This is a genomic window from Pseudomonas sp. TREG-RG-20F-10-E-6-01 (assembly GCF_022662455.1).
Taxonomy (GTDB): domain Bacteria; phylum Pseudomonadota; class Gammaproteobacteria; order Pseudomonadales; family Pseudomonadaceae; genus Aquipseudomonas.
This window is the reverse complement of sequence record NZ_JAKNQP010000006.1, coordinates 99,679-124,724: the sequence shown is the minus strand read 5'-3', so window position 1 is coordinate 124,724 and position 25,046 is coordinate 99,679. Positions and strand designations below refer to the sequence as shown.

The window sequence follows — 25,046 nt, the reverse complement described above, 5'->3', positions numbered from 1 at the left end:
GCCGGATGGCGTCACGCCCAGCTTTTCATGACCGCGCCGCAGTACAGCCCGGACAGGGTTTTCATCACTTGAATCACTTCATGGCTGGCCAGCCCGTAGAAAATGTATTTGCCTTCCCGACGGGTGGCGACCAACCCTTCGTCACGCAGGATGCCCAATTGTTGAGACAGCGTGGGCTGGCGCACGCCGGTCAGCGCTTCCAGTTCACCCACGTTGCGCTCGCCCTGGGTCAACTGGCACAGGATCAACAAACGGTCCTCGTTGGCCAACGCCTTGAGCAAGGAGCAGGCCTTGGACGCCGATGCGCGCAACTGGGCGACTTCGCCCTCACTCAGAGTAGATTCCATTTGCTTCGGGTCCTTTACGTCACTTAAGCTAAAAACATTATGTGTAAACGTAAACTGATTGTAACGACTTTTTTCTTCACCGTTCTTCTTCCTCAACAGGGACAGCCGCCATGCCAGCGTTGATTCACGCTTTTCTGGACGAGGCATCGTCGACCTTCACCTACGTCATCCATGAAACGGACGGCGGCCCGTGTGCCATCGTCGACTCGGTGCTCAATTACGACCCGGCGTCCGGGCGCACCGACACGGCCCAGGCCGACAAAGTCATCGCGTTTGTGCGTGAGCACGGCCTGCAGGTGCAATGGCTGCTAGAAACCCATGCGCATGCCGATCACCTGTCTGCCGCGCCGTACCTGCGCCGCACGCTGGGCGGCAAGATCGCCATTGGTCAGTCGATCAGCAAGGTCCAGGATGTGTTCAAGAACCTGTTCAACCTGGAGCCGGAATTTCGCGTCGATGGCTCGCAGTTCGACCATTTGTTTGCGCCGGATGAAGTCTTTCATATCGGCAACCTGAAAGCGCAGGCGCTGCATGTGCCCGGGCATACCCCCGCGGACATGGCCTACTTGATCGACGACCGCTTGATTCTGGTGGGTGACACGCTGTTCATGCCCGATGTGGGTACGGCACGCTGCGATTTCCCGGGTGGCGATGCGCGGCAGTTGTATGGGTCGATGCGCAAGCTCTTGGCATTTGCACCTGAAACCCAGTTGTACGTCTGTCATGACTACCCGCCTGAGGGGCGGCAGGCGAAATGCCTGACTACGGTGGCCGAGCAGCGCGCGGGCAATATTCATGTGCATGACGGGGTGGATGAGGCGGCGTTTGTAGCGATGCGTACGAAACGTGATGCGGGGTTGGGCATGCCGACGTTGTTGCTGCCGGCGATCCAGGTGAATGTGCGGGCGGGGCATATGCCGCCGGCCGAAGAGAATGGGGTGGTTTATCTGAAGATCCCACTCAACCAACTGTAAGGACGCGAACCCCCTGTGGGAGCTGGCTTGCCTGCGATGGCGGTATTGCTGACACCCATTTGTCAGCTGACCCACCGCTATCGCAGGCAAGCCAGCTCCCACACTTTTACAGCGGCGTGGCTGAGGTTATGTGCCGAGGTTGATGCCATTGGCGGGTAAAGGCAGCGCGGTCTTGTAGCGCACTTGCTTGAGCGCAAAGCTTGAGCGGATATTCGCGACGCCGGGCACTTTGGTCAGAAAGTCCATCATGAAGCGCTCCAGCGACTGGATCGTCGGCACCAGCACGCGGATCAGGTAGTCCGGGTCGCCGGCCATCAGGTAACACTCCATCACTTCCGGGCGGTCCGAGATCGCGCCTTCGAACTGCTGCAGCGCCAGCTCGTTCTGCTTTTCCAGGCTCACATGAATAAACACGTTGACGTGCAGCCCAAGCAAATCGGCATCCAGCAGCGTGACCTGATCGCGAATCAGGCCCAACTCTTCCATCGCCTTGACCCGGTTGAAACACGGTGTGGGTGACAGGTTGACCGAGCGGGCCAGGTCGGCGTTCGTGATGCGCGCGTTCTCCTGCAGGGCGTTGAGAATGCCGATATCGGTACGGTCCAGTTTGCGCATGAGACAAAATCACCTGTTTATTATGTTTATGCAGTTTTTTTATCCGCAAATGATCACGAGCGCAACGAAACAGAGATAAATATTCTTCTACGCCACGCCTATGATTGTTGTAGGACAAGATTTCTCCTACCCGGAGACGGACTGTCAGCTAGCGCGCCCACTACAAGAAATTCACAAGATAGAGCGTAGAAAGCCATGACCCAGCAGTACGAACCACTGCGCCTGCACGTGCCCGAACCCTCGGGTCGCCCAGGCTGCAAGACCGACTTTACCTACCTGCGTCTGACCGACGCCGGCCTGGTGCGCAAACCCGCCATCGACGTAGAACCCGCCGACACCGCCGACCTGGCCAAGGGCCTGATTCGCGTGCTCGACGACCAGGGCCAGGCCCTTGGCCCGTGGGCCGAAGGCGTTCCCGTCGAGATCCTGCGCAAAGGCATGCGCGCCATGCTCAAGACGCGGATCTTCGACAACCGCATGGTCGTCGCCCAGCGCCAGAAAAAAATGTCGTTCTACATGCAAAGCCTTGGCGAAGAAGCCATCGGCAGCGCTCAGGCCCTGGCCTTGAACATCGACGACATGTGCTTCCCCACCTATCGCCAGCAAAGCATCCTGATGGCGCGCGAAGTGCCGCTGGTGGACCTGATCTGCCAACTGCTGTCCAACGAGCGCGACCCGCTCAAGGGCCGCCAGTTGCCCATCATGTACTCGGTCAAGGACGCAGGCTTTTTCACTATTTCCGGCAACCTCGCCACCCAATTCGTACAAGGTGTGGGCTGGGGCATGGCCTCGGCGATCAAGGGCGACACCAAAATTGCCTCGGCCTGGATCGGCGACGGCGCCACCGCCGAATCCGACTTCCACACCGCCCTCACCTTTGCCCACGTCTACCGTGCGCCGGTGATTCTCAACGTGGTCAACAACCAGTGGGCCATCTCCACCTTCCAGGCCATCGCCGGCGGTGAAGCCACCACCTTCGCCGGACGCGGCGTCGGTTGCGGTATCGCCTCCCTGCGCGTGGACGGCAACGACTTTATCGCGGTGTACGCCGCCTCCGCCTGGGCGGCCGAGCGTGCGCGCCGCAACCTGGGGCCAACGCTGATCGAGTGGGTTACCTACCGCGCCGGCCCGCACTCGACTTCCGATGATCCGTCCAAATACCGTCCCGCCGACGACTGGAGCCACTTCCCGCTGGGCGACCCGATTGCCCGCCTCAAGCAGCACCTGATCAAGATTGGCCAGTGGTCCGAAGAGGAGCACGCGGCGGTCAGTGCCGAACTTGAGGCCGAAGTGGTCAAGGCGCAAAAAGAAGCCGAACAGTACGGCACCCTGGCCGGTGGCCAGATTCCAAGCGCCGCGACCATGTTCGAAGACGTTTATAAAGAGATGCCGGAGCACTTGAAGCGCCAGCGTCAAGCGTTGGGGATCTGACCATGAACGATCACAACAACAGTATCGAAGTGGAAACCGCCATGACCACCACCACCATGACCATGATCCAGGCCTTGCGCTCGGCCATGGATGTGATGCTTGAGCGTGACGATAACGTGGTGGTGTTCGGCCAGGACGTCGGTTACTTCGGCGGTGTGTTCCGTTGCACCGAAGGCTTGCAGAACAAGTACGGCAGCTCGCGGGTATTCGACGCGCCGATCTCCGAAAGCGGCATCGTCGGCGTCGCGGTGGGCATGGGGGCCTACGGGCTGCGCCCGGTGGCAGAAATCCAGTTCGCCGACTACGTCTACCCCGCGACCGACCAGATCATCTCCGAAGCTGCACGCCTGCGTTATCGCTCGGCCGGCCAGTTCACTGCGCCGCTGACCATGCGCATGCCCTGCGGCGGCGGCATCTACGGCGGCCAGACCCACAGCCAGAGTATCGAAGCGGTGTTCACCCAGGTCTGCGGCCTGCGCACGGTGATGCCGTCCAACCCGTATGACGCCAAAGGCCTGCTGATTGCCTCGATCGAAAACGACGACCCGGTGATCTTCCTTGAGCCCAAACGCCTGTACAACGGCCCGTTCGACGGCCACCACGACCGCCCGGTAACGCCGTGGTCGAAACACCCGCAAGCGCAGGTCCCGGACGGGTACTACACCGTGCCACTGGACGTGGCCGCCATCGTGCGTCCAGGCTCGGCCGTCACCGTGCTGACCTACGGCACCACCGTGTATGTGTCGCAAGTGGCCGCCGAAGAAACCGGCATCGACGCTGAGGTTATCGACCTGCGCAGCCTGTGGCCGCTGGATTTGGAAACCATCGTCAAGTCGGTGAAAAAGACCGGCCGTTGCGTGGTGGTGCACGAAGCCACCCGCACCTGCGGTTTTGGTGCCGAGCTGGTGTCGCTGGTGCAAGAGCATTGCTTCCATCACCTGGAAGCGCCGATCGAACGCGTCACCGGCTGGGACACCCCCTACCCGCACGCGCAGGAGTGGGCGTATTTCCCAGGGCCGTCCCGCGTGGGCGCGGCGTTGAAACGGGTCATGGAGGTCTGAATGGGCACGCACGTTATCAAGATGCCGGACATCGGCGAAGGCATCGCAGAAGTTGAACTGTCGGTATGGCACGTGAAGGTCGGCGACCTGGTGGTTGAAGACCAGGTGCTGGCGGATGTGATGACCGATAAGGCGATGGTGGACATTCCCTCGCCGGTGCACGGCAAGGTGATTTCCCTCGGCGGCGAGCCGGGTGAAGTCATGGCCGTGGGCAGTATCTTGATCAGCATTGAAGTGGAAGGCGCGGGTAACGCCAAGGATGTACCGGCGGTGGCTGCACCGGCTGACGCTGCACCTGCACCCGCACCTGCGCCGGTTGCTGAAGCCAAACCCGCGCCAGCGCCAAGCAAGCCCGCGCCCGTGGTTGCGGCTCAGGCACACGTGGCCCGTGAAGCTGACGAACGCCCACTGGCCTCGCCTGCCGTGCGCAAACATGCCCTGGATGCTGGCATCCAGCTACGCCTGGTGCAGGGCTCTGGTCCGGCGGGCCGGATTCTGCACGAAGATTTGGAGGCTTTCTTGCTCCAGCGTCCGGCGCAAAATAAAGCCGTTGCCAACCCCTACGCCGAACGCACCGACGAAGAACAAATCCCGGTGATCGGCATGCGCCGCAAGATTGCCCAGCGCATGCAAGACGCCACCCGGCGCGCCGCGCATTTCAGCTACGTGGAAGAAATCGACGTCACCGCCCTCGACGAGCTGCGCGTGCACCTCAACGAGAAGTACGGTGCCACGCGCGGCAAGCTGACCCTGTTGCCGTTTATCGTGCGCGCCATGGTCGTGGCGTTGCGCGATTTTCCGCAGATCAACGCGCGGTATGACGACGAAGCCCAAGTCATCACCCGCCTTGGCGCGGTGCATGTGGGCGTCGCCACCCAGAGCGACGTCGGCCTGATGGTGCCAGTGGTACGTCACGCCGAAGCGCGCAGCCTGTGGGGCAATGCCGAGGAAATCGCGCGTTTGGCCACCGCCGCACGCAATGGCAAGGCCAGTCGTGACGAGCTGTCGGGTTCGACGATCACCCTGACCAGCCTGGGCGCGCTGGGCGGTATCGTCAGCACGCCGGTGCTGAACCTGCCGGAAGTGGCCATCGTCGGCGTCAACCGCATCGTCGAGCGGCCGATGGTGATCAAGGGCCAGATCGTGATTCGCAAGATGATGAACCTCTCCAGCTCCTTTGATCACCGCGTGGTCGACGGCATGGACGCGGCGCAATTCATCCAGGCCATTCGCAGCCTGCTCGAACAACCCGCCAGCCTGTTTTTGGAGTAAGGCATGTCTCAGACATTACACACCACGCTGCTGATCATCGGTGGCGGCCCTGGCGGTTACGTGGCGGCGATTCGCGCGGGCCAGTTGGGCATCCCGACCATTCTGGTCGAAGGCCAGGCGTTGGGCGGCACTTGCCTGAACATCGGCTGCATTCCGTCCAAAGCCTTGATTCACGTGGCTGAGCAATTTCAGCAAACCGTGCACCACAGCCAGGGTTCGCAGTTGGGCATCGAAGTCGACGTGCCGACGCTGGATATTCGCAAGAGCGTGGAATGGAAAGACGGCATTGTCGATCGCCTGACCACGGGCGTCGCCGCGCTGCTGAAAAAGCACAAAGTGCAGGTGATTCACGGCTGGGCCAAGGTGGTCGACGGCAAGACCATTGACGTCGGTGACCAGCGTATCCACTGCGAACACCTGCTGCTGGCCACCGGCTCGAAGAGCGTCAACCTGCCGATGCTGCCGATTGGCGGGCCGATCATCTCCTCCACCGAAGCCCTGGCGCCCACGCATGTGCCCAAGCGCCTGATTGTGGTGGGTGGCGGCTATATCGGTCTGGAGCTGGGCATTGCCTACCGCAAGCTTGGCGCCGAGGTCAGTGTGGTCGAGGCGCAGGAACATATCCTGCCTGCCTATGACGCCGAGCTGACATTGCCAGTGGCCGAATCCCTCAAGCAACTGGGCGTGAAGCTGTACCTCAAGCACAGCGTCACCGGTTTTGAGAACCAGTGCCTGCAAGTGCGCGATCCAAATGGCGACACCTTGTCGCTGGAGACCGATCAGGTGCTGGTGGCTGTGGGCCGCAAACCCAATACCCAGGGCTGGAACCTGGAAGCGCTGAACCTGGACATGAACGGTTCGGCAATCAGGATCGACAGCCGTTGCCAGACCAGCATGCGCAATGTCTGGGCGATCGGCGACCTGAGCGGCGAGCCGATGCTGGCCCACCGCGCCATGGCTCAGGGCGAGATGGTGGCCGAACTGATCAGCGGTAAATCCCGCGAGTTCAACCCGGCGGCGATCCCGGCCGTGTGCTTTACCGACCCGGAACTGGTGGTGGTCGGCAAGACCCCGGATGAAGCCAAGGCCGCGGGCCTGGACTGCATCGTGTCGAGCTTCCCGTTTGCGGCCAATGGCCGGGCGATGACGCTGGAGTCGAAAACCGGCTTTGTGCGTGTGGTCGCGCGGCGTGACAACCACCTGATTGTGGGCTGGCAAGCGGTAGGCGTGGGCGTCTCCGAGCTGTCCACCGCCTTCGGCCTGAGCCTGGAAATGGGCGCGCGTCTGGAAGATGTGGCCGGCACCATCCATGCTCACCCGACGCTCGGCGAAGCTGTACAAGAGGCGGCTTTAAGAGCCTTGGGCCACGCGCTGCACCTGTAAATCCGCGGTGAGGCTATCGCGGGCAAGCCCGGCTCCCACAGGGGAATGCATTCCAAATGTGGGAGCTGGCTTGCCTGCGATAACGGTGGATCAGCCCACACACATGCTGAACAGCCCACCCACCTGCTCCCACACCGGCCAATAATGCAGTATTGTTGCGCCCATCCAGAAAAAAACCGACAAGCCTGCCTTCGACCAGGCGGTTGACCAGAGATAGAGGGTGTCATGGGTAACGAAAGCATCAATTGGGACAAGCTGGGTTTTGACTACATCAAGACCGACAAGCGGTTTCTCCAGGTCTGGAAAAACGGCGAATGGCAAGAAGGCACCCTGACCGACGACAACGTGCTGCACATCAGCGAGGGCTCCACCGCCCTGCACTATGGCCAGCAATGCTTTGAAGGCCTCAAGGCCTATCGTTGCAAGGACGGTTCGATCAACCTGTTCCGCCCTGACCAGAATGCCGCGCGCATGCAGCGCAGCTGTGCACGCCTGCTGATGCCGCACGTGTCGACCGAAGACTTCATCGAAGCGTGCAAACAAGTGGTCAAGGCCAACGAGCGGTTCATCCCGCCGTACGGCAGCGGCGGCGCGCTGTACCTGCGCCCGTTCGTGATCGGTACCGGTGACAACATCGGCGTGCGTACCGCGCCGGAGTTCATCTTCTCGGTCTTCGCGATCCCGGTCGGTGCCTACTTCAAAGGCGGCCTGGTGCCGCACAACTTCCAAATCTCCACTTTCGACCGCGCCGCCCCACAAGGCACCGGCGCCGCCAAAGTAGGTGGCAACTACGCTGCCAGCCTGATGCCGGGTGCCGAAGCGAAAAAATCCGGTTTCGCCGATGCGATCTACCTGGACCCGATGACCCACTCGAAGATCGAAGAAGTCGGCTCGGCCAACTTCTTCGGGATTACCCACGACAACCAGTTCATCACGCCGAAGTCGCCTTCGGTGCTGCCAGGCATTACCCGCCTGTCGCTGATCGAGCTGGCCCAGTCGCGCCTGGGCCTGAAAGTGGTTGAGGGCGAAGTGTTCATCGACAAACTGGATCAGTTCAAGGAAGCCGGTGCCTGCGGCACAGCCGCCGTGATCTCGCCGATCGGCGGCATCCAGTACAACGGCAAGCTGCACGTGTTCCACAGCGAAACCGAAGTCGGCCCGATCACCCAGCGGCTCTACAAAGAGCTGACCGGCGTGCAAACCGGCGACGTCGAGGCGCCAGAAGGCTGGATCGTCAAGGTCTAAGCCCAAAAGCCAGCAACACCACAAAACCCATGTGGGAGCTGGCTTGCCTGCGATAGTGGTCTATCAGTGACTGAATAAGTTGACTGATAGACCGCCATGGCGGGCAAGCCCGCTCCCACATTTGCGTTACGGTGTTTTCAGGATTGCGGCGGAATATTCACGGCGACCTTCTTGCCCATACTGATCCTCGGCTCCACCCCATACCCCAGCGCCTCATAAAACCCCACCACCGCATCATTGCCGCCCGTAATCTGCAAATTGATCTTCATGCACCCCAGTGCAGTCAGCGCCTGTTCGGCATACCGCACCAACGAAGCCCCCAGGCCCTGCCGGCGATAATCGCTGTGCACCGCCACCGAATACAGCCAACCACGATGCCCGTCGTAACCGGCGAGAATGCTGCCGATCACAGCCTTTTTATCCGTGGCCACAAAAAACAATCCATCGTTGACCGCCAGCTTCTTATCAATCGCCAACGTCGGCAGGTTGTGCGCGGTGTCGTACCCGAACGCCTGCTGCCACAAAGCCACCACTTGCGCACGGTGCTGACGGTCGCGATACGGCCCGATGGGGTGGCGGGATAACAATGCTTTCTCCATCACCAGCGTGCGCTCGTTACCGTGGTAGACGTCGCGCACGGTGTGGAAACCCATCTTGGTGTAGAACGGCTCGGCGGTCAGCGAAGACGGCACGCTCAAGACCGTCACACCGGCCTCTCGCGCACGCAGTTCGATCTCAATCATCAGCAACCGGCCAATGCCCTGCCCCTGCAATGCCGGGTTGACGAATACCGAGCGCACCACATTGGCATCCAGCGCCGCAGTGGCGACGATCACCTGCCCCTGCACCGCCACCAGCACAACCCGACGCTGGAGCAAGGCCAGCACGGCGTCAGGGGTAAAATTGCTCGCCACGCGAGCGATCACATCCGCCGGGTAATCCCGCGCATTGCTGCTGTGTAAGGCCGCCAGGATGACCTGGCTGATCCCCTCGGCATCGGCTGCCTGGGCGAGACGAACGGCGGTAGACATGATTGCTCCTGGCTGAAAACAGATTTCATTAGCACCGCCATACTAATGTGGGAGCTGGCTTGCCTGCGATAGCGATCTATCTGTTAGTGCAGTTGGCACTGATACACGGCTATCGCCGGCAAGCCAGCGCCCACGAAATCAACAGTGGGAGGGAGCTTGCTCCCGATAAGGGCGTGTCTGGCGATGCATTCGGTGACTGACACACCGCTATCGGGAACCAGCCCTCTCTGGCATTTTTAACCGTGCCCGCTGGAAATCCGCTTGCCCGGCTTGGTCCCAATCAGCTTTGCCTGCCCATCGCGCTGCTTGCCCGTCCGCGCCTCGCTGATCAACCCTGGAATCAACTTGCCCTCCGGCAGGTTCTTCCAGAATCGACTGGGTAAATGCCCTTCCATCACCTTGGGGTTCAAGCGCGCCGGGTTGAAGATATGGCTGTAGTAGGTCAGCCACATGGCGCTGTGAGGGTCTTCGATCTTTTGCGCCAGTTGCTGCCAGGCTTCAGGGCATTCACGTTGATGAATCAACTGCTGACCGTCGTAATAGACCCCATCCAGCGGCGTGGCGATCATCCAGCGATGGCGGCCCATGCGCCCGATAAAGTGCTGACTGGCTGATTTCAATATGTCATGGGCCGGCTCATGCCAGGCCACGTACTCCGGCAACTCTGGCCCGGCCTCCGGGGGCAGCGCGATAAACCGCACAAATGCGTGCAGGTGGTGAGCTTCGCGACTGACCTGCTTGATCCGCCGTTGCAACTCACTGCCCAGCTTGTCCCCCGCCAGCATGGCGGTACGGTCGCCATGGCTGACACGCCACAGCACTTCGTAGAGCAAGCTCCAACGCTGATCGCCGTGATAGCAGGCGGCCGATTCCAACAGCGCCAACAGCGCCTTGGGAATTCGCGCCTGGAACGGCCCAAGCTGCTCAGGAATCGGCTCGTCGGTGGCAAACAGGTCCGCCACCTCGGCCTCGCCCCAGCTCACCTGACTGGGGTCGACCTGATGGCTGAGCAGCCAGCGCGCCTGTTCGCGCCAGATGCTGAACAAGTTGTCGCATTCCAGGCTGATCATCCCCACAGCCCCATTTGCTGAGGCTGCGGGCGGTCGCGCAGTTGCTCGCGCAACAACACGCTGGTGGTGTCGGCCTGTTGTGGGTGGTAGTCGCTGGTGATGAAAAACGGCTTGGCCTTGGCCAGCACGCAGCGCATGCGCGCCAGGTCTTCAAAACGGATCTTGCGTTCGCGGCGCAGGTCCACCAGGCGCTGGGTGGTGCGCAAGCCGATACCGGGGATGCGCGCAATCAACGTGGGTTCGGCGCGATTCAAGTCCAGCGGAAACACCTCGCGATGCTCCAGCGCCCAGGCCAGCTTGGGGTCGATGTCCAGCGCCAGGTGACCGGGGCCTTCAAACAGCTCGTTGGCGCTGAAACCGTAACTGCGCAACAGAAAATCTGCCTGATACAAACGGTGCTCGCGCATCAGCGGCGGCGCCGCCAGGGGCACGCTTTTCGGGCTGTTGGGAATGGGGCTGAACGCCGAATAATAGACGCGGCGCAACTTGAAGTTTCCGTACAGCGCCTCGGCGCCGTGCAGGATGGTGCTGTCGTCGGTTTCATCGGCGCCGACGATCATCTGCGTGCTCTGCCCGGCCGGCGCGAAACGCGGCGCGCGCGGCTCGTTAAGCACGGTTTGTTCACCGGTGTAGATGGTTTGCATCGCCTGTTTGATCGAAACGATCTGCTTCTCCGGAGCCAGGGTTTGCAGGCTGGCATCGGTGGGCAACTCGATGTTCACGCTGAGCCGATCGGCATAGCGCCCGGCCTCGGCGATCAACGCAGGGTCGGCTTCGGGAATGGTCTTGAGGTGTATATAGCCGCGAAAGTCATGCTCTTCGCGCAACAGCTTGGCGACCCTGACCAGTTGCTCCATGGTGTAGTCGGCCGAGCGAATGATGCCGGAACTGAGAAACAGCCCGCTGACGCAATTGCGCCGGTAGAAATCCAGGGTCAGGGTGACCACCTCCTCCGGGCTGAAACGCGCACGGGGCACGTCGCTGGAGCGGCGGTTGACGCAGTATTGGCAGTCGTACAGACAGAAATTGGTCAGCAACACCTTGAGCAACGACACGCAACGGCCGTCCGGGGTGTAACTGTGGCAGATGCCCATGCCGTCGGTGGAACCCAGCCCGGCCTTGCCCTCGGAACTGCGCTTGGGCGCGCCACTGCTGGCGCAGGAAGCGTCGTACTTTGCGGCGTCGGCGAGGATACTGAGTTTTTCGATCAACTGCATGGAGAGCTACCGATACTGGTTTTTTGTACAGTACCAGTAGCTCAACCTTGGCGCCAGTGCCGTCTGTAGGACTGTGCTCGATCAGCTCGCAGTCGCAAGGAGCAGGTCCTGCACCGAGCGTGCTTTGCCCCGATGGCGATCGTTTTCATACAACGACGCCGCGATCTCGTCCGCCCGAATCGGCAGTACCGACAGCAAGGTATCGCTCAAGCCATGGCTGGCCTGGCTGAAGCCCTGGATATAGATGCCGGCCTTGCAGCGCTCGTCGGTGACGATGCGGTAGTCGCGCGCCACCTCGAAGTCGCCCATATAGGCTTCCAGCGGCGCGAGCAGTTCGCGGTGCATCTGGCGCTCGTAACCGGTGGCCAGGATCACCGCGTCGTAATGGCCGACGCTGGTTTCGCCGCTGGCGTTGTTGCGCAAGGACAGTTCGATGCCCAGCGGGCTGGCGCTGGCTTTCTCGACCACGGTCATGGTGCGGAACGCCTGGCGGGCGACACCGGAGACTTTCTGGCGATAGAAAATGCCATAGATGCGCTCGATCAGGTCCAGGTCAACCACCGAATAGTTGGTGTTCTGGTACTCGGCCACCAGGCGTTCGCGCTCGGCGCCGACCTGCTGGAACACCAGGTCGGTAAACGCCGGTGAGAACACTTCGTTGACGAACGGGCTGTCGTCGGCGGGCTTGAGCGCCGAACCGCGCAGGATCATGTCGACCTGCACCGACGGGAAACTGTCGTTCAAGTCGATAAAGGCTTCAGCCGCGCTTTGCCCACCGCCGATGATCGCAATGCGCATCGCCTTGCCTTCAAGACACGGCTGCTGGGCCATGCGTGCCAGGTATTGGGAGTGGTGGAACACGCGGCCATCATCCTTGAGAGCCTTGAACGCCTCAGGCACACGCGGCGTGCCACCGGCACTGACCACCACCGAACGGGTGGTACGCACATGCTGTTCGCCCAGCGCGTCACGGGAGATCACGCGCAGTGCTTCAACGTGTTGCTGTTGCAGGATCGGCTCGATGGCCAACACTTCCTCGCCGTAGCGCGCCTGGGCCTGGAACTGCCCCGCGACCCAGCGCAGGTAGTCGTTGTACTCCATGCGGCACGGGTAAAAAGTGCCCAGGTTGATGAAGTCCACCAGGCGGTCGTGGGCCTTGAGGTAGTTGACGAAGGAATAGGGGCTGGTGGGGTTGCGCAAGGTCACCAGGTCCTTGAGGAACGAAATCTGCAGTTCGCTCTGGGTCACCAGGGTATTGCCGTGCCAACGGTAATCGGCCTGTTTGTCGAGAAACAGCACGTCCAGTTTGCCCTGGGCTTTTTCGCGCTCCTGCAGGGCGATGGCCAACGCCAGGTTCGAAGGGCCGAAACCGATACCGATCAGGTCGTGAACCGCGGGCGAAGCAATTGCCTGTGTCATTCCAGTGTCCTCTGGATAAGCCCCTTGGCGGTGGGGCGGGAATACCTTCAAGACCTGCACAACAGGTCATGTGTTGATAGGAAACGAGGACAGTGAAATAAAATTTAACTGATCATTGATCAGTGCGCGTCCCACTCGCGCATGCGCACCCGGCAATGCTTCATGGCGTTGACGATGTGTTTTTCCACCAGGCTGCGGGAAATACTCAGGCGTTCAGCGATTTGCGGGTGGGACAGGCCGTCAAGTTTGCGCAGCAGGAAGCTGTCACGGCACGTGGCCGGCAGCTCGGCCAGGGCACGCTCGAGCATTTCCAAGCGCAAGTCCTGATCGTGGCAGGCATGCGGCGAACTGGTGGCGAAACGCTCTTCGGTATCCAGTACGTCCAGGGGTTCGGACTGGCGCAAGGCGTTACGCCGATGACCGTCGATTACCAGGTTCAGCGCGGTGCGATACAAAAACGCACGCGGTTGTTCGATCGGCGTGTCACTGGAGCGCTCCAGCACTCGGACATAAGCGTCATGCACCACATCCTCGGCCACCTGACGGTTGCCCAGCTTGGCGTTGAGGAAACACACCAGCTCGCGATAGTAGTTTTCCACCATGACTCCCGGCCGTCAGGGGCGACGGCATCAAATCCTTGAGTACTAAAGAAGACAGGCCATGGATGATGGCAGTTTGAGTGCGTGCAATTTATAGTAATTCTCATCTACTTTTAAAGAAGTCTTGCATCAATGCGCGAGTTTTTTATTCCATAGAGCTGTTTCCGTGTATGTAAACGCCTAAATCTGCGAGCAATTTTCTCGTATAACACTCAGCCCCCCGCAACTGCGGCCCTCACTTCCTGGCTGGAACCAACGCATGAAACGCCCTCGCCCCGCTCGACGCGCCCTGCTCGTTGTCGCGTGCCTGATCCCCCTCCTTGCGGTGGCCGCCTGGCAGGTGCTGCCGCCCGGCCGCGATACGCTGTCCACTGTCACCGTCACCCGCGGCAATATTGAAAACAGCGTCACGGCGCTGGGTACGCTGCAACCGCGCCGGTATGTCGACGTCGGCGCCCAGGCATCCGGGCAGATCCGCGAGATTCATGTGGAGGCCGGGGATCAGGTCAAGGAAGGCCAGTTGCTGGTGGAAATCGACCCTTCCACGCAACAAGCCAAACTCGACGCCAGCCGTTATTCCATCGAAAACCTCAAGGCCCAGCTGCAGGAACAGAAGGCCCAGCACGAACTCGCGCGCCAGAAATACCAGCGTCAACAGCGCCTGGCCGCCGGCAACGCCACCCGCGAGGAAGACGTGCAAACCGCCAAGGCCGAACTGAGTGCCACCCAGGCCCGGGTCGAGATGTTCCAGGCACAGATCCGCCAGGCCCAGGCCAGCCTGCGCAGCGACGAGGCGGAATTGGGCTATACCCGCATCTACGCGCCCATGAGCGGCACCGTGGTGGCGGTGGACGCACGGGTCGGCCAGACCCTCAACGCCCAGCAACAGACGCCGCTGATCCTGCGCATCGCCAAGTTATCGCCGATGACCGTGTGGGCCGAAGTCTCCGAAGCCGACATAGGTCACGTCAAACCGGGCATGACCGCCTATTTCACCACCCTCGCCGGTGGCAGCCGACGCTGGACCAGCACCGTGCGCCAGATCTTGCCGATACCGCCCAAGCCGCTGAATGAAACCAGCCAGGGCAGTGGCAGTCCCAGCAGCGCCAGCAAAAGCGGCAGTGGCCGCGTGGTGCTCTACACCGTGCTGCTGGATGTGGACAACGCCGACAATGCACTGATGGCCGAAATGACCACCCAGGTGTTTTTCGTTGCCAGTCAGGTCAAGGACGTACTCACCGCCCCCGTGGCGGCCTTGCTGGGCAGCCACGGCCCCGACCGGCCGTTCGCGCGGGTGGTGGCCAAAAACGGCGACATCGAGGAGCGCCCGGTGCGCCTGGGTATCAGCGACCGCCTGCGGGTCGAAGTGCTTGAGGGCTTGAACGAAGGCGATCACCTGCTGATCGGCCCGGTCGATGGCAACGGGGGTTGACTTGACCACGCCGCTGATCGAACTCAAGAACATCCGCAAATCCTACGGCGGCGGCGACAGCCCACAGGTCGACGTGTTGCGCGGGATCGACCTGTCGATCCATGCCGGGGAATTCGTCGCCATCGTCGGCGCGTCGGGCTCCGGCAAATCCACGCTGATGAACATTCTCGGCTGCCTTGATCGCCCCACCGAGGGCGACTATCTGTTCGCCGGCGAAAACGTCGCGCACCTGGACAGCGACGAACTGGCCTGGCTGCGCCGCGAAGCCTTTGGTTTCGTGTTCCAGGGCTACCACCTGATCCCGTCGGGCTCGGCTCAGGAAAACGTCGAAATGCCGGCGATCTATGCCGGCATCAGCGCCGCCGAACGGCACGCCCGCGCCAAGGCGCTGCTGACCCGCCTGGGCCTGGCCGACCGCACCGGCAACCGCCCGCACCAGCTCTCCGGTGGCCAGCAACAACGCGTGTCCATTGCCCGCGCCCTGATGAACGGCGGGCATATCATCCTCGCCGACGAACCCACCGGCGCCCTCGACAGCCACAGCGGCGCCGAGGTGATGGCGCTGCTGGATGAACTGGCGGGCCAGGGCCACGTGGTCATTCTGATTACCCACGACCGCGAAGTGGCGGCGCGTGCCAACCGCATCATCGAGATCCGTGATGGCCTGATCATCAGTGACTCGGCAACCCGCGATACCCACGTGCCCGCCACCGCCCACAGCGGCGCGCTGCAAGCCGTGGACCTGCGCCAGCGCCTGGCCGACGGTGCCGAACACAACGGTGCCTGGAAAGCCGAACTGGTGGACGCCGTGCAAGCGGCCTGGCGGGTGATGTGGATCAACCGCTTCCGCACCGCGCTGACACTGCTGGGCATCATCATCGGCGTGGCGTCGGTGGTGGTGATGCTGGCGGTGGGCGAAGGCAGCAAGCGCCAGGTCATGGCGCAGATGGGCGCGTTCGGCTCCAACATCATCTACCTGAGTGGTTCCTCGCCCAACCCGCGCACGCCGCTGGGCATCGTCACCCTCAACGATGTCGCGGCCCTGGCGGCGCTGCCCCAGGTCAAGCGCATCATGCCGGTCAATGGCAGCGACGCGGGTGTACGCTTCGGCAATCTGGATTACCTCGCCTACGTGGGCGGCAACGACGTCAACTTCCCGGAGATCTTCAACTGGCCGGTGGTCGAGGGCAGCTACTTCACCGAGGCTGACGAGCGCGCCGGGGCCACCGTCGCAGTGATCGGCCACCGTATCCGCGAGAAGCTGTTCAAGAACGTCGCCACCCCGATCGGCCAATACATCCTGATCGAGAACGTGCCTTTCCAGGTCATCGGTGTGCTGGCTGAAAAAGGCTCCAGTTCCGGCAACAAAGACAGCGATGACCGTGTCGCCATTCCCTACACCGCCGCCAGCGTGCGCCTGTTCGGCACCTACAACCCCGAATACGTGGCGATTGCCGCCGCCGATGCGCGCAAGGTGCATGAGGCCGAACTGGCCATCGACCAGTTGATGCTCAAGCTGCACAACGGCAAGCGCGAATACCAGTTGACCAATAACGCGGCAATGATCCAGGCCGAGGCGCGCACGCAGAACACCTTGTCGTTGATGCTCGGCTCGATTGCCGCGATTTCCCTGCTGGTGGGCGGTATCGGCGTGATGAACATCATGCTGATGACCGTGCGCGAACGGACGCGCGAAATTGGTATCCGCATGGCCACCGGTGCGCGCCAGCGCGACATCCTGCGCCAGTTCCTCACCGAGGCGGTGATGCTCTCGGTGGTCGGCGGGCTGTTCGGCATCGCTCTGGCGCTGCTGGTCGGCGGCGTGCTGGTGCTGGCCGAGGTGGCGGTGCAATTTTCCTTGTTGGCGGTGTTTGGCGCGTTTGGCTGTGCGTTGGTCACCGGTGTCGTATTCGGCTTTATGCCGGCCCGTAAAGCTGCCCGGCTCGATCCGGTTAAGGCGTTGACCAGTGAATAAACGATGCATTCCACCGCACCTGTCCTTGCTCAGCCTGTGCCTGCTGCTCAACGCCTGTACCGGCAACCCGCCCCAGGTCGACAGCGGCATCGCGCCGCCCGCCGCGTGGCAATACGCCGAGCGACAGGCCACGCAAGCGACCAACCAGCGCTGGTGGACGCAATTTGGCAGCCCGCAACTCAACCGCCTGATCGACCAGGCCCGGCGTGACAGTTATGACGTGGCGGCCGCGATGGCGCGCGTGCGCCAGGCCCAGGCCAGCGCGGTGATTGCCGGTGCGCCGTTGTTGCCCGAGGTGAATTTCAACCTCTCCGCCAGCCGCGAAAAGCTGCTGCGCGGCAGCGGCAATTCTTCCCTGGACGCTACAGAAAGTAATAAAACCGTCGACAGCTTCGACGCCGACCTCACCGCCAGCTACGAAGTGGATTTCTGGGGCGGCCGTGCTGCCGCCCGTGACAGTGCTCTGCAGAGCCTGCGTGCCAGTGAGTTCGACCAGGCAACAGTGGAGCTGACGCTGCTCAGCAACGTCGCCGACCGCTATGCGCAAACCCTCGCCGCGCGCCAGCGCCAACAGATCGCCGAGCTGAACCTGGCGAACGCGCGCAATGTGCTCGATTTGGTCCAGACCCGCTACGACGCCGGCTCCGCCACGGCCCTGGAACTGGCGCAACAGAAGAGTCTGGTGGCGAGCCAGCAACGGCAACTGCCGCTGATTCAGCAAGTGGCCGAAGAATCGCTGATCACCCTCGCTGCCCTCCTCGGCCAGCCCGTGCAAGCGTTGAACCTGGGCGCCGAGTCGTTCCAGGCGCTGACCTGGCCGACCATTGGCCCGGGCGTGCCCAGCCAACTGCTGAGCCGCCGCCCCGACCTGGCACAGGCCGAAGCGCAGCTTGCGGCGGCCAGTGCCGATGTCACGGTGGCCCGTGCGGCGATGCTGCCCACAGTGACCTTGGGCGCCACGCTGGGCTCGGGGTCCTACAAGGCCGAGGAACTCCTGCGCAGCCCGTACTACAGCCTGACCTCGGGCCTGGTGGCGCCGATCTTCAACAATGGCCGTTTAAGCGCCGAACGCGACAAGGCCCGCGCCCGTCAGGATGAGCTGCTGCAGACTTATCGCGGCGCAATCATCAACGGCTTTGCCGACGTGGAAAAGTCCCTGAGCAACATCACGCGCCTGGATCAGCAGCGCGATTGGCAAAGCGAAGAACTGCAACAGGCCCAGACCGCCTTCCGGATCGCCGAAAGCCGTTACCAGGCCGGTGCGGAGGATTTGCTGACGGTGCTCGAAACCCAACGCACACTGTACGCGGCGCAAGAGTTGACTGTGCAACTGCGGTTATCGCGTCTTCAAGCCAGCATTGCGCTGTACAAGGCATTGGGTGGCGGGTGGAACGCCGGTTTCCGATAACGAAACTCCGTTGTCCTACACAAACCGTTTAACAAACCTACATTCTTTGACCCGAGGTCCTTGGTAAAAAAGCCGTCTTCAAACGGCTGCCCGGACCCTCTTGATGAAACCCAGCGTTGTTGTAAAAAGCCTGGCGTGCGTCTGCCTCTGGCTGATGGCAAGCCGGGCTTTTGCCGAGCCTCTGATCGCACCCACGGCGATCGACTGGCTGCTGGATTGTCCCTTCCCCGCCTTTGAACGGCCGGACCCTGAGGTGCTGGAGCGCACCCAATGCGGCAGCGTCAGCGTGCCCCGTGACCACGCCGCGCCCAAGCGTGGCACTGTGCGCCTGGCCCTGACCCGTGTCGGCGCCCGGCAACCGCTGAGCCGCGAGGGTGTGGTGTTCATTCAGGCCGGCGAGCCGCAAAAGGGCCAGGGCGCAACCTTCGTTCTCAAACTGGTCAGCCGCTGGGAGTCCTACGCCACGGCGGCCTATCGCACCCTGACCAACCGTTATGACGTGATCGAACTGAGCCCCCGCGACCTGAGCCAGGAAACCGGTGTGGAACAGGCCGCACGCGATATGGAGTTTGTGCGCGAACAACTCGGCGAGGCGCGGCTCAACTTCCTCGGCAATGCCCAGGCCACCCGACTTGGCAGTCGGTACGCCGCGCTGTTTACCGAACGCGTCGCGCGCATGGTCTTGGTCAACGCCGGGCACGCGGAACCCGCCACCTCTGGCGTCGAGCAATTGTTGCTCAAGGAGTCATCCCGGTCCGACGCCGTCGCAGCCGGGTGCGTCAACCGCTGGGTCGCGGATTTTCTGGTCAACGGCCAACAGCCGCCTCCCTCTACGCGCTGTCTCGACCCCGGCCGCTGGGAATAATCACTGCGATTACGACCTCTTCGCGCCGAAAACGACACCCTGCGTTGACGCTCTCGACCAATCGTTATTAAGTGCTATTAATCCGCATTAATAGGATCAATAGACGCCCATGCTCAGCCGCCCGTTGCGACGCAAACGCCAGAAGCTCTCCGATGTGATTGTCGAGTCGGTCAAGCGCTCTATCGTCACCGATGCCTTGAAACCCGGCGACCGCCTGCCCACCGAGCGCGAGTTGATGGAAAGCTTCCAGTGCTCCAAAGGCTCGGCCCGTGAAGCGCTCAAAGCGCTGGAAGTGGAAGGCCTGGTGAGTACGCGCACCGGTCCCAGCGGCGGCGCGTATCTGAACCAGGCCGGCACCGAGCCCGCCAGCCGTGCGTTGCGCAACTACCTGCATTTTCAGCACCTGGACGGCGAGCAGGTGTACCAGCTGCGCAAGGTCATCGAAGTGGAACTGGCAGTGTCGGTGCTCGGACGCTTGAGCGAGGACGACTATCAAGCCCTGCAAGACAACGTGGATTTGTGCAGCGCGCCGGAGGACAGCGAGGCCGGCCAGCGCGAACAGCGCCTGGCGGAGCTGGAGTTCCACAACCTGCTGGCCAAGGCCTGCCCCAACCCGTTGCTGAGTTTCATGGCGCAGTTTCTCAACGATTTGCTGCGCGATCTGGTGGTGCTGAAAAAAGCCTACAAGCCCAAGCGCAAGCAGTTCGACGCCGCCAACCTCGACTATCACAAGCAGTTGCTGATTGCCTTTCGTGCCGGCGATGAACGTGCGGTGCGCAGCTTGATGCATGAACACATGTGCGACGCCGAACACCATATGACCGCCCTTGAAGGCGAGGTCAGCCCGCACTTTTTATTGGAGTTCGATCACTCTTAAAAACACCTCAGATCCACCTGTGCAAACCCAATCAAAGTGGGAGCTGGCTTGCCTGCGATGCAGGCACCTCGGTGGATCAGTTGAACTGAGTCGATGCTATCGCAGGCAAGCCAGCGCCCACCGTTGACCGAGTTAAACCCGTTGAAGCCAATCATCCAATAACAGGCCTGCCCACAGGCCCTTGCTCCACCGTATCGCCATTGCCGCTCCTGCCAATAACTAAACCAGGGAGTCACCCCATGCAGCGTCGTACGTTGTTGAAAGCCAGTCTTACCGCAGCCGCCGCCCTCAGCCTTCCGCTGGGCGTGCGTTCTGCATTCGCCGCCGAACCCTTCACCTTTTACGGCCTCAAGTCCATGTCTGGCGCCTTTGCCAGCTATGGCAAGTTTGCCGACATGGGTTCGCGGCTCGCGGTGGAACAACACCCCGAGATCCTCGGCCGCCCGCTCAACTACAAGCTCATCGACACCGAAGGCAACGCCGGCAAGGCGGTGCGCAAGGTCCAAGAGGCGATCCAGCAGGACGGCGCACGGTTCTTCCAGGGCTGCACGCTGTCGTCATCGGCCCTGGCGGTGGCCAAGGAAGTCAGCAAGGTCGGCGGCGTGTTCGTGACCCCGGTGGGCGCCGATGAGGTGACCGGCAAGGACTGCAACAGTGCGACTTTCCGCTGGTCGGTGCCCACCTACGGCGCGATCCGCGAAACCCTGGTGCCGCTGATCAAGCTGCTGCCGGACGCCAAGCGCTGGTACACCATCACCCCGCAGTACGTGTTTGGCGAAGCCTTGCTCGAAGGCGCCAAAAACGTGCTCAAGGAAAACGGCCTGGAACACGTCGGCAACAGCTATCACTCCTTGCAGGAGCAGGAATTCTCCGGCTACCTGACCAACGCCATCGCCGCCAAACCCGACGTGCTGGTGCTGCTCAACTTCGGCAGCCAGTCATCCAACACCCTGCGCCAGGCGGTGAACTTCGGCATCAAGGAGCGCATGAAAGTGCTGCTGGTGTGGTCCGCCGGCCTCGACCAATTCCAGGAACTGGGCAGCGATTTGCTCGAAGGTGTGTACCTCGGCGCGCAGTACTGGCACCAGGTCGACAGCCCGCTCAACCGTGAACTAGTCAAGCTGACCCAGGCCAAATACGACATCAACCCCACCTACCCGCTGGCCGCCGACTACATCAGCACCAAGGTCATGCTCGACACCATCATTGCCACCGGCAGCTTTGACGGGCCGACGGTAGCCAAGGCCATGCAGGGCCTGAGTTTTGAAGGCCCCACCGGTAAGGAATCGATCCGCGCCGGCGACCATCAGGTGATCAAGGATTACTACCTGATGATCGGCAAAGCCGCCGGCGACATGGCCGACAAAGACGACCTGGCCAAAGTGCTCAGTGCCGGCCAGTCGTTCCCGCCGGTGCAAGCCACGGGCTGCGTGCTCGGCTGATCCGCTAAACCATCACCGGTTGTACACGACAGGGCCGCCCGCGCGGCCGCCTGTCCGAGGGTTCCTGCATGCTTAACCTTTACCTGTTCCAGATCCTCAACGGCCTTGGGCTGGGGATGATCTACTTTCTGATCGCGGTCGGGCTGACAATCATTTTCGGCCTGCTCAACTTCGTCAACTTCGCCCACGGCGCGTTCTTCCTGCTGGGCGCCTACATCTGCTACACCGCCGTGAGCCTCACCGGCAACTTCTGGCTGGCGCTGCTGATCGCGCCACTGGTGGTGGCCGCGCTGGCCTGGGTGATCGAGCGACTGTTGATCCAGCGCATTTATCACTTGCCGCACATGTTCCAGATTCTGGTGACCTTAGGGATCGCGCTGATCATCCAGGAAGCCAGCGTGATGATCTGGGGCCCGGTGGGCAAAAGCGTCGCCGTGCCGGAACTGCTGCGCGGCGTGCTGGTGGTCGGCGACTTCGTCTACCCCTACTACCGCCTGTTTCTCATTGTGTTTTCCGGGCTGGTCGGCCTGGGCCTGTGGCTGCTGCTGGAGCGCACACGCTTCGGCGCCCTGGTGCGCGCCGGCAGTGAAAGCACCGAAACCGTGTCGCTGCTGGGCACCAATATCTTCCGCCTGTTCTCGATGACCTTCGCCCTCGGCGTAGCCCTGGCCGGCGTCGCCGGTGTGCTGTTTGCGCCCTTGCGCGGCGCCCAGCCCTTCGTCGGCCCGGAGATTCTCGGCGTGGCGTTCGTCGTGGTGGTGATCGGCGGCATGGGCTCGTTCAGTGGTGCGCTGGTCGGCGGTCTGCTGGTGGGCGTGGTGCAAAGCCTGATGACCACACTTTGGCCCCAAGGCGCGAGCCTGATGATCTACGGCGCGATGGCCGTGGTGATTCTGGTACGCCCTTACGGCCTGTTTGGGAGAGCCTGACATGAGCGAGAAAAATCCCCTGCCGTTTGCCAAGACCCAATCAAAAGCGATGTTGCTGTGGGTTCTGGCGGTACTGATCGGTTTGCCGTTGATATTGCCTTCGGCGACCCTGGCCACCGAGATCCTGATCTTTGCCATGGCCGCCCTGGCCTGCAACCTGCTGCTGGGCTACACCGGGCTGTTGTCGTTCGGCCAAGGCATCTTTTTCGGCGCCGGCGCCTATTGCGCTGCACTGTTGATGATCCACCTGCAACTGGGCCTGTTCCCTGCCCTGCTCGGCGCCGCCGTGGCCGGTGGTTTCCTCGCGCTGCTGGTGGGCGCCCTGGCAATCCGGCGCACCGGCATCTACTTCGTGATGCTGACCCTGGCGTTTAGCCAGATGGCCTACTTCGTCGCCTACACCCTGAGCGACTGGACCGGCGGTGACAACGGTCTGCTCAGCGTGCCGCGCCCGGAAATCCGCCTCGGTGACACCGTGCTGCTGTCGCTGGCCGACGCCCGCGCGTTCTATGGCTTTGTCGCGGTGCTGTTCCTGTTGATCTTCATCGGCGCACGCCGGGTCATCGCCTCGCCGTTCGGCAGCACCTTGATGGCCATCCGCGAAAACGAAACCCGCGCCTCGGCCATCGGCTACGACACGCGCCACTTCAAGATCCTGGTGTTTGTGCTGTCCGGCGCCGTCACCGGCATCGCCGGGGCGCTGTACGCGATGCTGCTGCACTTTGTGCCACTGTCGAACATCGACCTGGCGATGTCCGAGAACATCCTGATCATGACCATCGTCGGCGGCACCGGTTCGCTGTTCGGCTCGTTGCTGGGCGCCGGTTCCATCGTGCTGCTGGGCGACTTTCTCTCCGACCTATGGCCGCGCTGGCTGATGCTGCTGGGCATCATCCTGATTCTGGTGGTGATCTTCATGCGCGGCGGTCTGTGGGGCGGGCTGTCGTCACTGTTCGAACGCGTACGCGGCAGCCGCAAGGCCGACGTTGTGACCAAGGAGAAGCTGTCATGAGCATCCTGCTGGAAACCCAGAACCTGGAACTGGCCTACGGTGCGTTCCACGCGGTGAACGGCGTCAACCTCAAGGTCGAAGCCGGCACCATCCACACCATCATCGGCCCCAACGGCGCCGGCAAGACCAGCCTGTTTCACTGCCTGACCGGCGAACGCCAGGCCACTGGCGGGGCGATTCATTTCGATGGCCAGAACCTGATGCGCAAACCTGCCCACGCCCGCGTCGGCCTGGGCATGGCGCGTTCGTTTCAGCTCACCAGCCTGTTCCAGAACCTCAGCGTGCGCGAGAACCTGCGCCTGGCCGCCCAGGGCCGCGACGGCGCGCGTGCGCTGAACTTCTGGCGCCGCGTCGACAGCAAGCGCGAGCACCTGGAAATGGCCGACCAGGTACTCGAACGCCTGCAACTCACAAGCCGCGCCGACACCCTGGCCGGCGAGTTGTCCCACGGCCAGCAGCGTGTGCTGGAAGTCGGCATGTCGATCTGCTCCAAGCCAAAACTGTTGATGCTCGACGAACCCACCTCGGGCATGGGCATCGATGACATCCCGATCATGACCCAGTTGATCAGCGACCTCGGCCGCGACCACACGGTGCTGTTGATCGAACACAACATGAGCATCGTCATGTCCATCAGCCAACGCATCACCGTGATGAGCCACGGGCAGATCCTGGTGGAAGGCACGCCGGACTTCGTGCGCGCCGATGAACGTGTGCGCACTGCTTACCTGGGAGAGGCCGCCTGATGCTGATCGTCGAGAATATCCATTCCTACTACGACAAAAGCCACGTACTCGAAGGCGTGTCGCTGACCGTCAACCCCGGCGAGCTGGTGACCCTGCTGGGCCGCAATGGCGCCGGCAAGACCACCACGCTGCGCAGCATCCTCGGGATTATCTGCCCGCGCCAGGGCCAGATTCACTTCAACGGCCAGGCGCTGGTGGGCCAGAAGATCTTCGAAATCGCCCGCCAGGGCTTGGCGCTGGTGCCGGAAAACCGCGGGATTTTCCGCCTGCTGAGCGTCGAAGAAAACCTGCGCATCGCCGTGCGCAAGACCAGCCGCTGGCAGCTGGACGACGTGTACGGCATGTTCCCGCGCCTCAAGGAGCGGCGCAAAAACGCCGGCCACGCGTTATCCGGCGGTGAGCAACAGATGCTCGCCATCGCCCGCGCGCTGCTCAACGATCCCAAGCTGCTGATCCTCGATGAACCCACCGAAGGCCTCGCGCCGGTGATCGTCGACGAACTGGTGAAAATCCTGCGCAAGGTCAAGGACGACGGCCTGCCCGTGCTGCTGGTGGAACAGAACCTGATGGTCTGCGACAAGCTCGCCGACCGCCATTACGTGCTCGAACAGGGCCGCGTGGTGTACGAGGGCAGCGCCGCTGCCTTCCGCGCCGACCCAAGCATCAAGAACCGTTATTTGGCCCTGAGTGCCTGAC

Annotated in this window: 23 protein-coding genes; 16 read left to right on the top strand and 7 right to left on the bottom strand. The window is 62.1% G+C overall.

All coding sequences use genetic code 11. The features are described from left to right. Nucleotides 1–11: 11 nt before the first annotated feature. Nucleotides 12–347: a metalloregulator ArsR/SmtB family transcription factor gene (locus tag L8K08_RS18655; protein ID WP_016974127.1), complete on the bottom strand. Its 336-nt coding sequence runs from the start codon at nucleotides 345–347 to the stop codon at nucleotides 12–14. Nucleotides 348–457: 110 nt separating this feature from the next. Between L8K08_RS18655 and L8K08_RS18650 the strand changes: the two genes are divergently transcribed. Next, entirely contained in the window at nucleotides 458–1,321 is an 864-nt protein-coding gene (locus L8K08_RS18650) for an MBL fold metallo-hydrolase (RefSeq protein ID WP_242199294.1), read from the top strand. A 126-nt stretch (nucleotides 1,322–1,447) separates the two neighbouring features. Here the strand turns inward: L8K08_RS18650 and bkdR are convergent, their stop codons facing one another. Then, complete coding sequence (gene bkdR, locus L8K08_RS18645) at nucleotides 1,448–1,936, bottom strand: Bkd operon transcriptional regulator BkdR (protein ID WP_078743488.1); 489 nt, start codon at nucleotides 1,934–1,936, stop codon at nucleotides 1,448–1,450. Between the two features lie 195 nt (nucleotides 1,937–2,131). Between bkdR and L8K08_RS18640 the strand changes: the two genes are divergently transcribed. From L8K08_RS18640 to L8K08_RS18620, 5 genes are all read left to right on the top strand, one after another. After that, nucleotides 2,132–3,367, top strand: a complete 1,236-nt coding sequence (locus tag L8K08_RS18640; RefSeq protein ID WP_242199293.1) for a 3-methyl-2-oxobutanoate dehydrogenase (2-methylpropanoyl-transferring) subunit alpha — start codon at nucleotides 2,132–2,134, stop codon at nucleotides 3,365–3,367. Between the two features lie 2 nt (nucleotides 3,368–3,369). Next, nucleotides 3,370–4,428 (top strand): alpha-ketoacid dehydrogenase subunit beta, encoded by a 1,059-nt coding sequence (locus L8K08_RS18635; RefSeq protein WP_016974130.1) that lies wholly within the window; start codon nucleotides 3,370–3,372, stop codon nucleotides 4,426–4,428. After that, nucleotides 4,429–5,700, top strand: a complete 1,272-nt coding sequence (locus tag L8K08_RS18630; protein ID WP_242199291.1) for a dihydrolipoamide acetyltransferase family protein — start codon at nucleotides 4,429–4,431, stop codon at nucleotides 5,698–5,700. A 3-nt stretch (nucleotides 5,701–5,703) separates the two neighbouring features. Further along, nucleotides 5,704–7,083 (top strand): dihydrolipoyl dehydrogenase, encoded by a 1,380-nt coding sequence (gene lpdA / locus L8K08_RS18625; RefSeq protein WP_145163727.1) that lies wholly within the window; start codon nucleotides 5,704–5,706, stop codon nucleotides 7,081–7,083. Between the two features lie 225 nt (nucleotides 7,084–7,308). Further along, a complete protein-coding gene (locus L8K08_RS18620) occupies nucleotides 7,309–8,328 on the top strand; it encodes a branched-chain amino acid aminotransferase (RefSeq protein ID WP_242199289.1) in 1,020 nt (339 codons plus the stop codon). Between the two features lie 137 nt (nucleotides 8,329–8,465). Here the strand turns inward: L8K08_RS18620 and L8K08_RS18615 are convergent, their stop codons facing one another. The 5 genes from L8K08_RS18615 to L8K08_RS18595 all read right to left on the bottom strand — a co-directional run bounded on the left by L8K08_RS18615 (nucleotide 8,466) and on the right by L8K08_RS18595 (nucleotide 13,667). Beyond that, on the bottom strand, nucleotides 8,466–9,359 hold the full coding sequence (locus tag L8K08_RS18615; protein ID WP_145163723.1) for a GNAT family acetyltransferase: 894 nt from the start codon (nucleotides 9,357–9,359) through the stop codon (nucleotides 8,466–8,468). A 236-nt stretch (nucleotides 9,360–9,595) separates the two neighbouring features. Further along, nucleotides 9,596–10,429 (bottom strand): TIGR03915 family putative DNA repair protein, encoded by an 834-nt coding sequence (locus L8K08_RS18610; protein ID WP_242199286.1) that lies wholly within the window; start codon nucleotides 10,427–10,429, stop codon nucleotides 9,596–9,598. Then, a complete protein-coding gene (locus L8K08_RS18605) occupies nucleotides 10,426–11,646 on the bottom strand; it encodes a putative DNA modification/repair radical SAM protein (protein WP_242199283.1) in 1,221 nt (406 codons plus the stop codon). Before L8K08_RS18605 ends, L8K08_RS18610 begins: the two co-directional genes overlap by 4 nt. An 81-nt stretch (nucleotides 11,647–11,727) precedes the next feature. After that, nucleotides 11,728–13,065, bottom strand: a complete 1,338-nt coding sequence (locus L8K08_RS18600) for a SidA/IucD/PvdA family monooxygenase (protein ID WP_242199281.1) — start codon at nucleotides 13,063–13,065, stop codon at nucleotides 11,728–11,730. Between the two features lie 119 nt (nucleotides 13,066–13,184). Then, nucleotides 13,185–13,667, bottom strand: a complete 483-nt coding sequence (locus L8K08_RS18595; RefSeq protein WP_277933685.1) for a sigma-70 family RNA polymerase sigma factor — start codon at nucleotides 13,665–13,667, stop codon at nucleotides 13,185–13,187. A 256-nt stretch (nucleotides 13,668–13,923) separates the two neighbouring features. On the opposite strand from L8K08_RS18595, the gene L8K08_RS18590 reads away from it, so the two are divergent. From L8K08_RS18590 to L8K08_RS18545, 10 genes are all read left to right on the top strand, one after another. Then, nucleotides 13,924–15,096 (top strand): efflux RND transporter periplasmic adaptor subunit, encoded by a 1,173-nt coding sequence (locus L8K08_RS18590; protein WP_242199278.1) that lies wholly within the window; start codon nucleotides 13,924–13,926, stop codon nucleotides 15,094–15,096. After that, the gene (locus L8K08_RS18585) at nucleotides 15,080–17,071 is read left to right on the top strand and encodes a MacB family efflux pump subunit (RefSeq protein ID WP_242199277.1); all 1,992 of its coding nucleotides are present in this window, start codon (nucleotides 15,080–15,082) and stop codon (nucleotides 17,069–17,071) included. Before L8K08_RS18590 ends, L8K08_RS18585 begins: the two co-directional genes overlap by 17 nt. Further along, nucleotides 17,064–18,479: an efflux transporter outer membrane subunit gene (locus tag L8K08_RS18580; RefSeq protein WP_242199276.1), complete on the top strand. Its 1,416-nt coding sequence runs from the start codon at nucleotides 17,064–17,066 to the stop codon at nucleotides 18,477–18,479. The genes L8K08_RS18585 and L8K08_RS18580 overlap by 8 nt, the downstream gene beginning before the upstream one ends. A 103-nt stretch (nucleotides 18,480–18,582) precedes the next feature. Next, on the top strand, nucleotides 18,583–19,344 hold the full coding sequence (locus tag L8K08_RS18575; protein ID WP_242199275.1) for an alpha/beta fold hydrolase: 762 nt from the start codon (nucleotides 18,583–18,585) through the stop codon (nucleotides 19,342–19,344). A 109-nt stretch (nucleotides 19,345–19,453) separates the two neighbouring features. After that, complete coding sequence (locus tag L8K08_RS18570) at nucleotides 19,454–20,221, top strand: FCD domain-containing protein (protein WP_242199274.1); 768 nt, start codon at nucleotides 19,454–19,456, stop codon at nucleotides 20,219–20,221. A gap of 239 nt (nucleotides 20,222–20,460) precedes the next feature. Beyond that, nucleotides 20,461–21,663 carry an ABC transporter substrate-binding protein gene (locus L8K08_RS18565; protein ID WP_242199273.1) on the top strand — a complete coding sequence of 401 codons (1,203 nt, stop codon included), beginning with the start codon at nucleotides 20,461–20,463 and terminating at the stop codon, nucleotides 21,661–21,663. 68 nt (nucleotides 21,664–21,731) lie between these two features. After that, nucleotides 21,732–22,592 (top strand): branched-chain amino acid ABC transporter permease, encoded by an 861-nt coding sequence (locus tag L8K08_RS18560; RefSeq protein WP_015884776.1) that lies wholly within the window; start codon nucleotides 21,732–21,734, stop codon nucleotides 22,590–22,592. 1 nt (nucleotide 22,593) lies between these two features. Then, nucleotides 22,594–23,604, top strand: coding sequence for a branched-chain amino acid ABC transporter permease (locus L8K08_RS18555; RefSeq protein ID WP_145163705.1), 1,011 nt, complete (start codon nucleotides 22,594–22,596; stop codon nucleotides 23,602–23,604). Continuing rightward, complete coding sequence (locus L8K08_RS18550; RefSeq protein ID WP_242199272.1) at nucleotides 23,601–24,350, top strand: ABC transporter ATP-binding protein; 750 nt, start codon at nucleotides 23,601–23,603, stop codon at nucleotides 24,348–24,350. The genes L8K08_RS18555 and L8K08_RS18550 overlap by 4 nt, the downstream gene beginning before the upstream one ends. Beyond that, nucleotides 24,350–25,045: an ABC transporter ATP-binding protein gene (locus tag L8K08_RS18545; protein ID WP_145163701.1), complete on the top strand. Its 696-nt coding sequence runs from the start codon at nucleotides 24,350–24,352 to the stop codon at nucleotides 25,043–25,045. Before L8K08_RS18550 ends, L8K08_RS18545 begins: the two co-directional genes overlap by 1 nt. The last annotated feature ends 1 nt before the right edge of the window (nucleotide 25,046 follow it).

What these genes read in the sequence shown, in the direction of transcription:
- L8K08_RS18655 (WP_016974127.1), bottom strand. Translation starts at nt 347, where the DNA reads ATGGAATCTACTCTGAGTGAGGGCGAAGTCGCCCAGTTGCGCGCATCG.
- L8K08_RS18650 (WP_242199294.1), top strand. Translation starts at nt 458, where the DNA reads ATGCCAGCGTTGATTCACGCTTTTCTGGACGAGGCATCGTCGACCTTC.
- bkdR (WP_078743488.1), bottom strand. Translation starts at nt 1,936, where the DNA reads ATGCGCAAACTGGACCGTACCGATATCGGCATTCTCAACGCCCTGCAG.
- L8K08_RS18640 (WP_242199293.1), top strand. Translation starts at nt 2,132, where the DNA reads ATGACCCAGCAGTACGAACCACTGCGCCTGCACGTGCCCGAACCCTCG.
- L8K08_RS18635 (WP_016974130.1), top strand. Translation starts at nt 3,370, where the DNA reads ATGAACGATCACAACAACAGTATCGAAGTGGAAACCGCCATGACCACC.
- L8K08_RS18630 (WP_242199291.1), top strand. Translation starts at nt 4,429, where the DNA reads ATGGGCACGCACGTTATCAAGATGCCGGACATCGGCGAAGGCATCGCA.
- lpdA (WP_145163727.1), top strand. Translation starts at nt 5,704, where the DNA reads ATGTCTCAGACATTACACACCACGCTGCTGATCATCGGTGGCGGCCCT.
- L8K08_RS18620 (WP_242199289.1), top strand. Translation starts at nt 7,309, where the DNA reads ATGGGTAACGAAAGCATCAATTGGGACAAGCTGGGTTTTGACTACATC.
- L8K08_RS18615 (WP_145163723.1), bottom strand. Translation starts at nt 9,359, where the DNA reads ATGTCTACCGCCGTTCGTCTCGCCCAGGCAGCCGATGCCGAGGGGATC.
- L8K08_RS18610 (WP_242199286.1), bottom strand. Translation starts at nt 10,429, where the DNA reads ATGATCAGCCTGGAATGCGACAACTTGTTCAGCATCTGGCGCGAACAG.
- L8K08_RS18605 (WP_242199283.1), bottom strand. Translation starts at nt 11,646, where the DNA reads ATGCAGTTGATCGAAAAACTCAGTATCCTCGCCGACGCCGCAAAGTAC.
- L8K08_RS18600 (WP_242199281.1), bottom strand. Translation starts at nt 13,065, where the DNA reads ATGACACAGGCAATTGCTTCGCCCGCGGTTCACGACCTGATCGGTATC.
- L8K08_RS18595 (WP_277933685.1), bottom strand. Translation starts at nt 13,667, where the DNA reads ATGGTGGAAAACTACTATCGCGAGCTGGTGTGTTTCCTCAACGCCAAG.
- L8K08_RS18590 (WP_242199278.1), top strand. Translation starts at nt 13,924, where the DNA reads ATGAAACGCCCTCGCCCCGCTCGACGCGCCCTGCTCGTTGTCGCGTGC.
- L8K08_RS18585 (WP_242199277.1), top strand. Translation starts at nt 15,080, where the DNA reads ATGGCAACGGGGGTTGACTTGACCACGCCGCTGATCGAACTCAAGAAC.
- L8K08_RS18575 (WP_242199275.1), top strand. Translation starts at nt 18,583, where the DNA reads ATGAAACCCAGCGTTGTTGTAAAAAGCCTGGCGTGCGTCTGCCTCTGG.
- L8K08_RS18570 (WP_242199274.1), top strand. Translation starts at nt 19,454, where the DNA reads ATGCTCAGCCGCCCGTTGCGACGCAAACGCCAGAAGCTCTCCGATGTG.
- L8K08_RS18565 (WP_242199273.1), top strand. Translation starts at nt 20,461, where the DNA reads ATGCAGCGTCGTACGTTGTTGAAAGCCAGTCTTACCGCAGCCGCCGCC.
- L8K08_RS18560 (WP_015884776.1), top strand. Translation starts at nt 21,732, where the DNA reads ATGCTTAACCTTTACCTGTTCCAGATCCTCAACGGCCTTGGGCTGGGG.
- L8K08_RS18555 (WP_145163705.1), top strand. Translation starts at nt 22,594, where the DNA reads ATGAGCGAGAAAAATCCCCTGCCGTTTGCCAAGACCCAATCAAAAGCG.
- L8K08_RS18550 (WP_242199272.1), top strand. Translation starts at nt 23,601, where the DNA reads ATGAGCATCCTGCTGGAAACCCAGAACCTGGAACTGGCCTACGGTGCG.
- L8K08_RS18545 (WP_145163701.1), top strand. Translation starts at nt 24,350, where the DNA reads ATGCTGATCGTCGAGAATATCCATTCCTACTACGACAAAAGCCACGTA.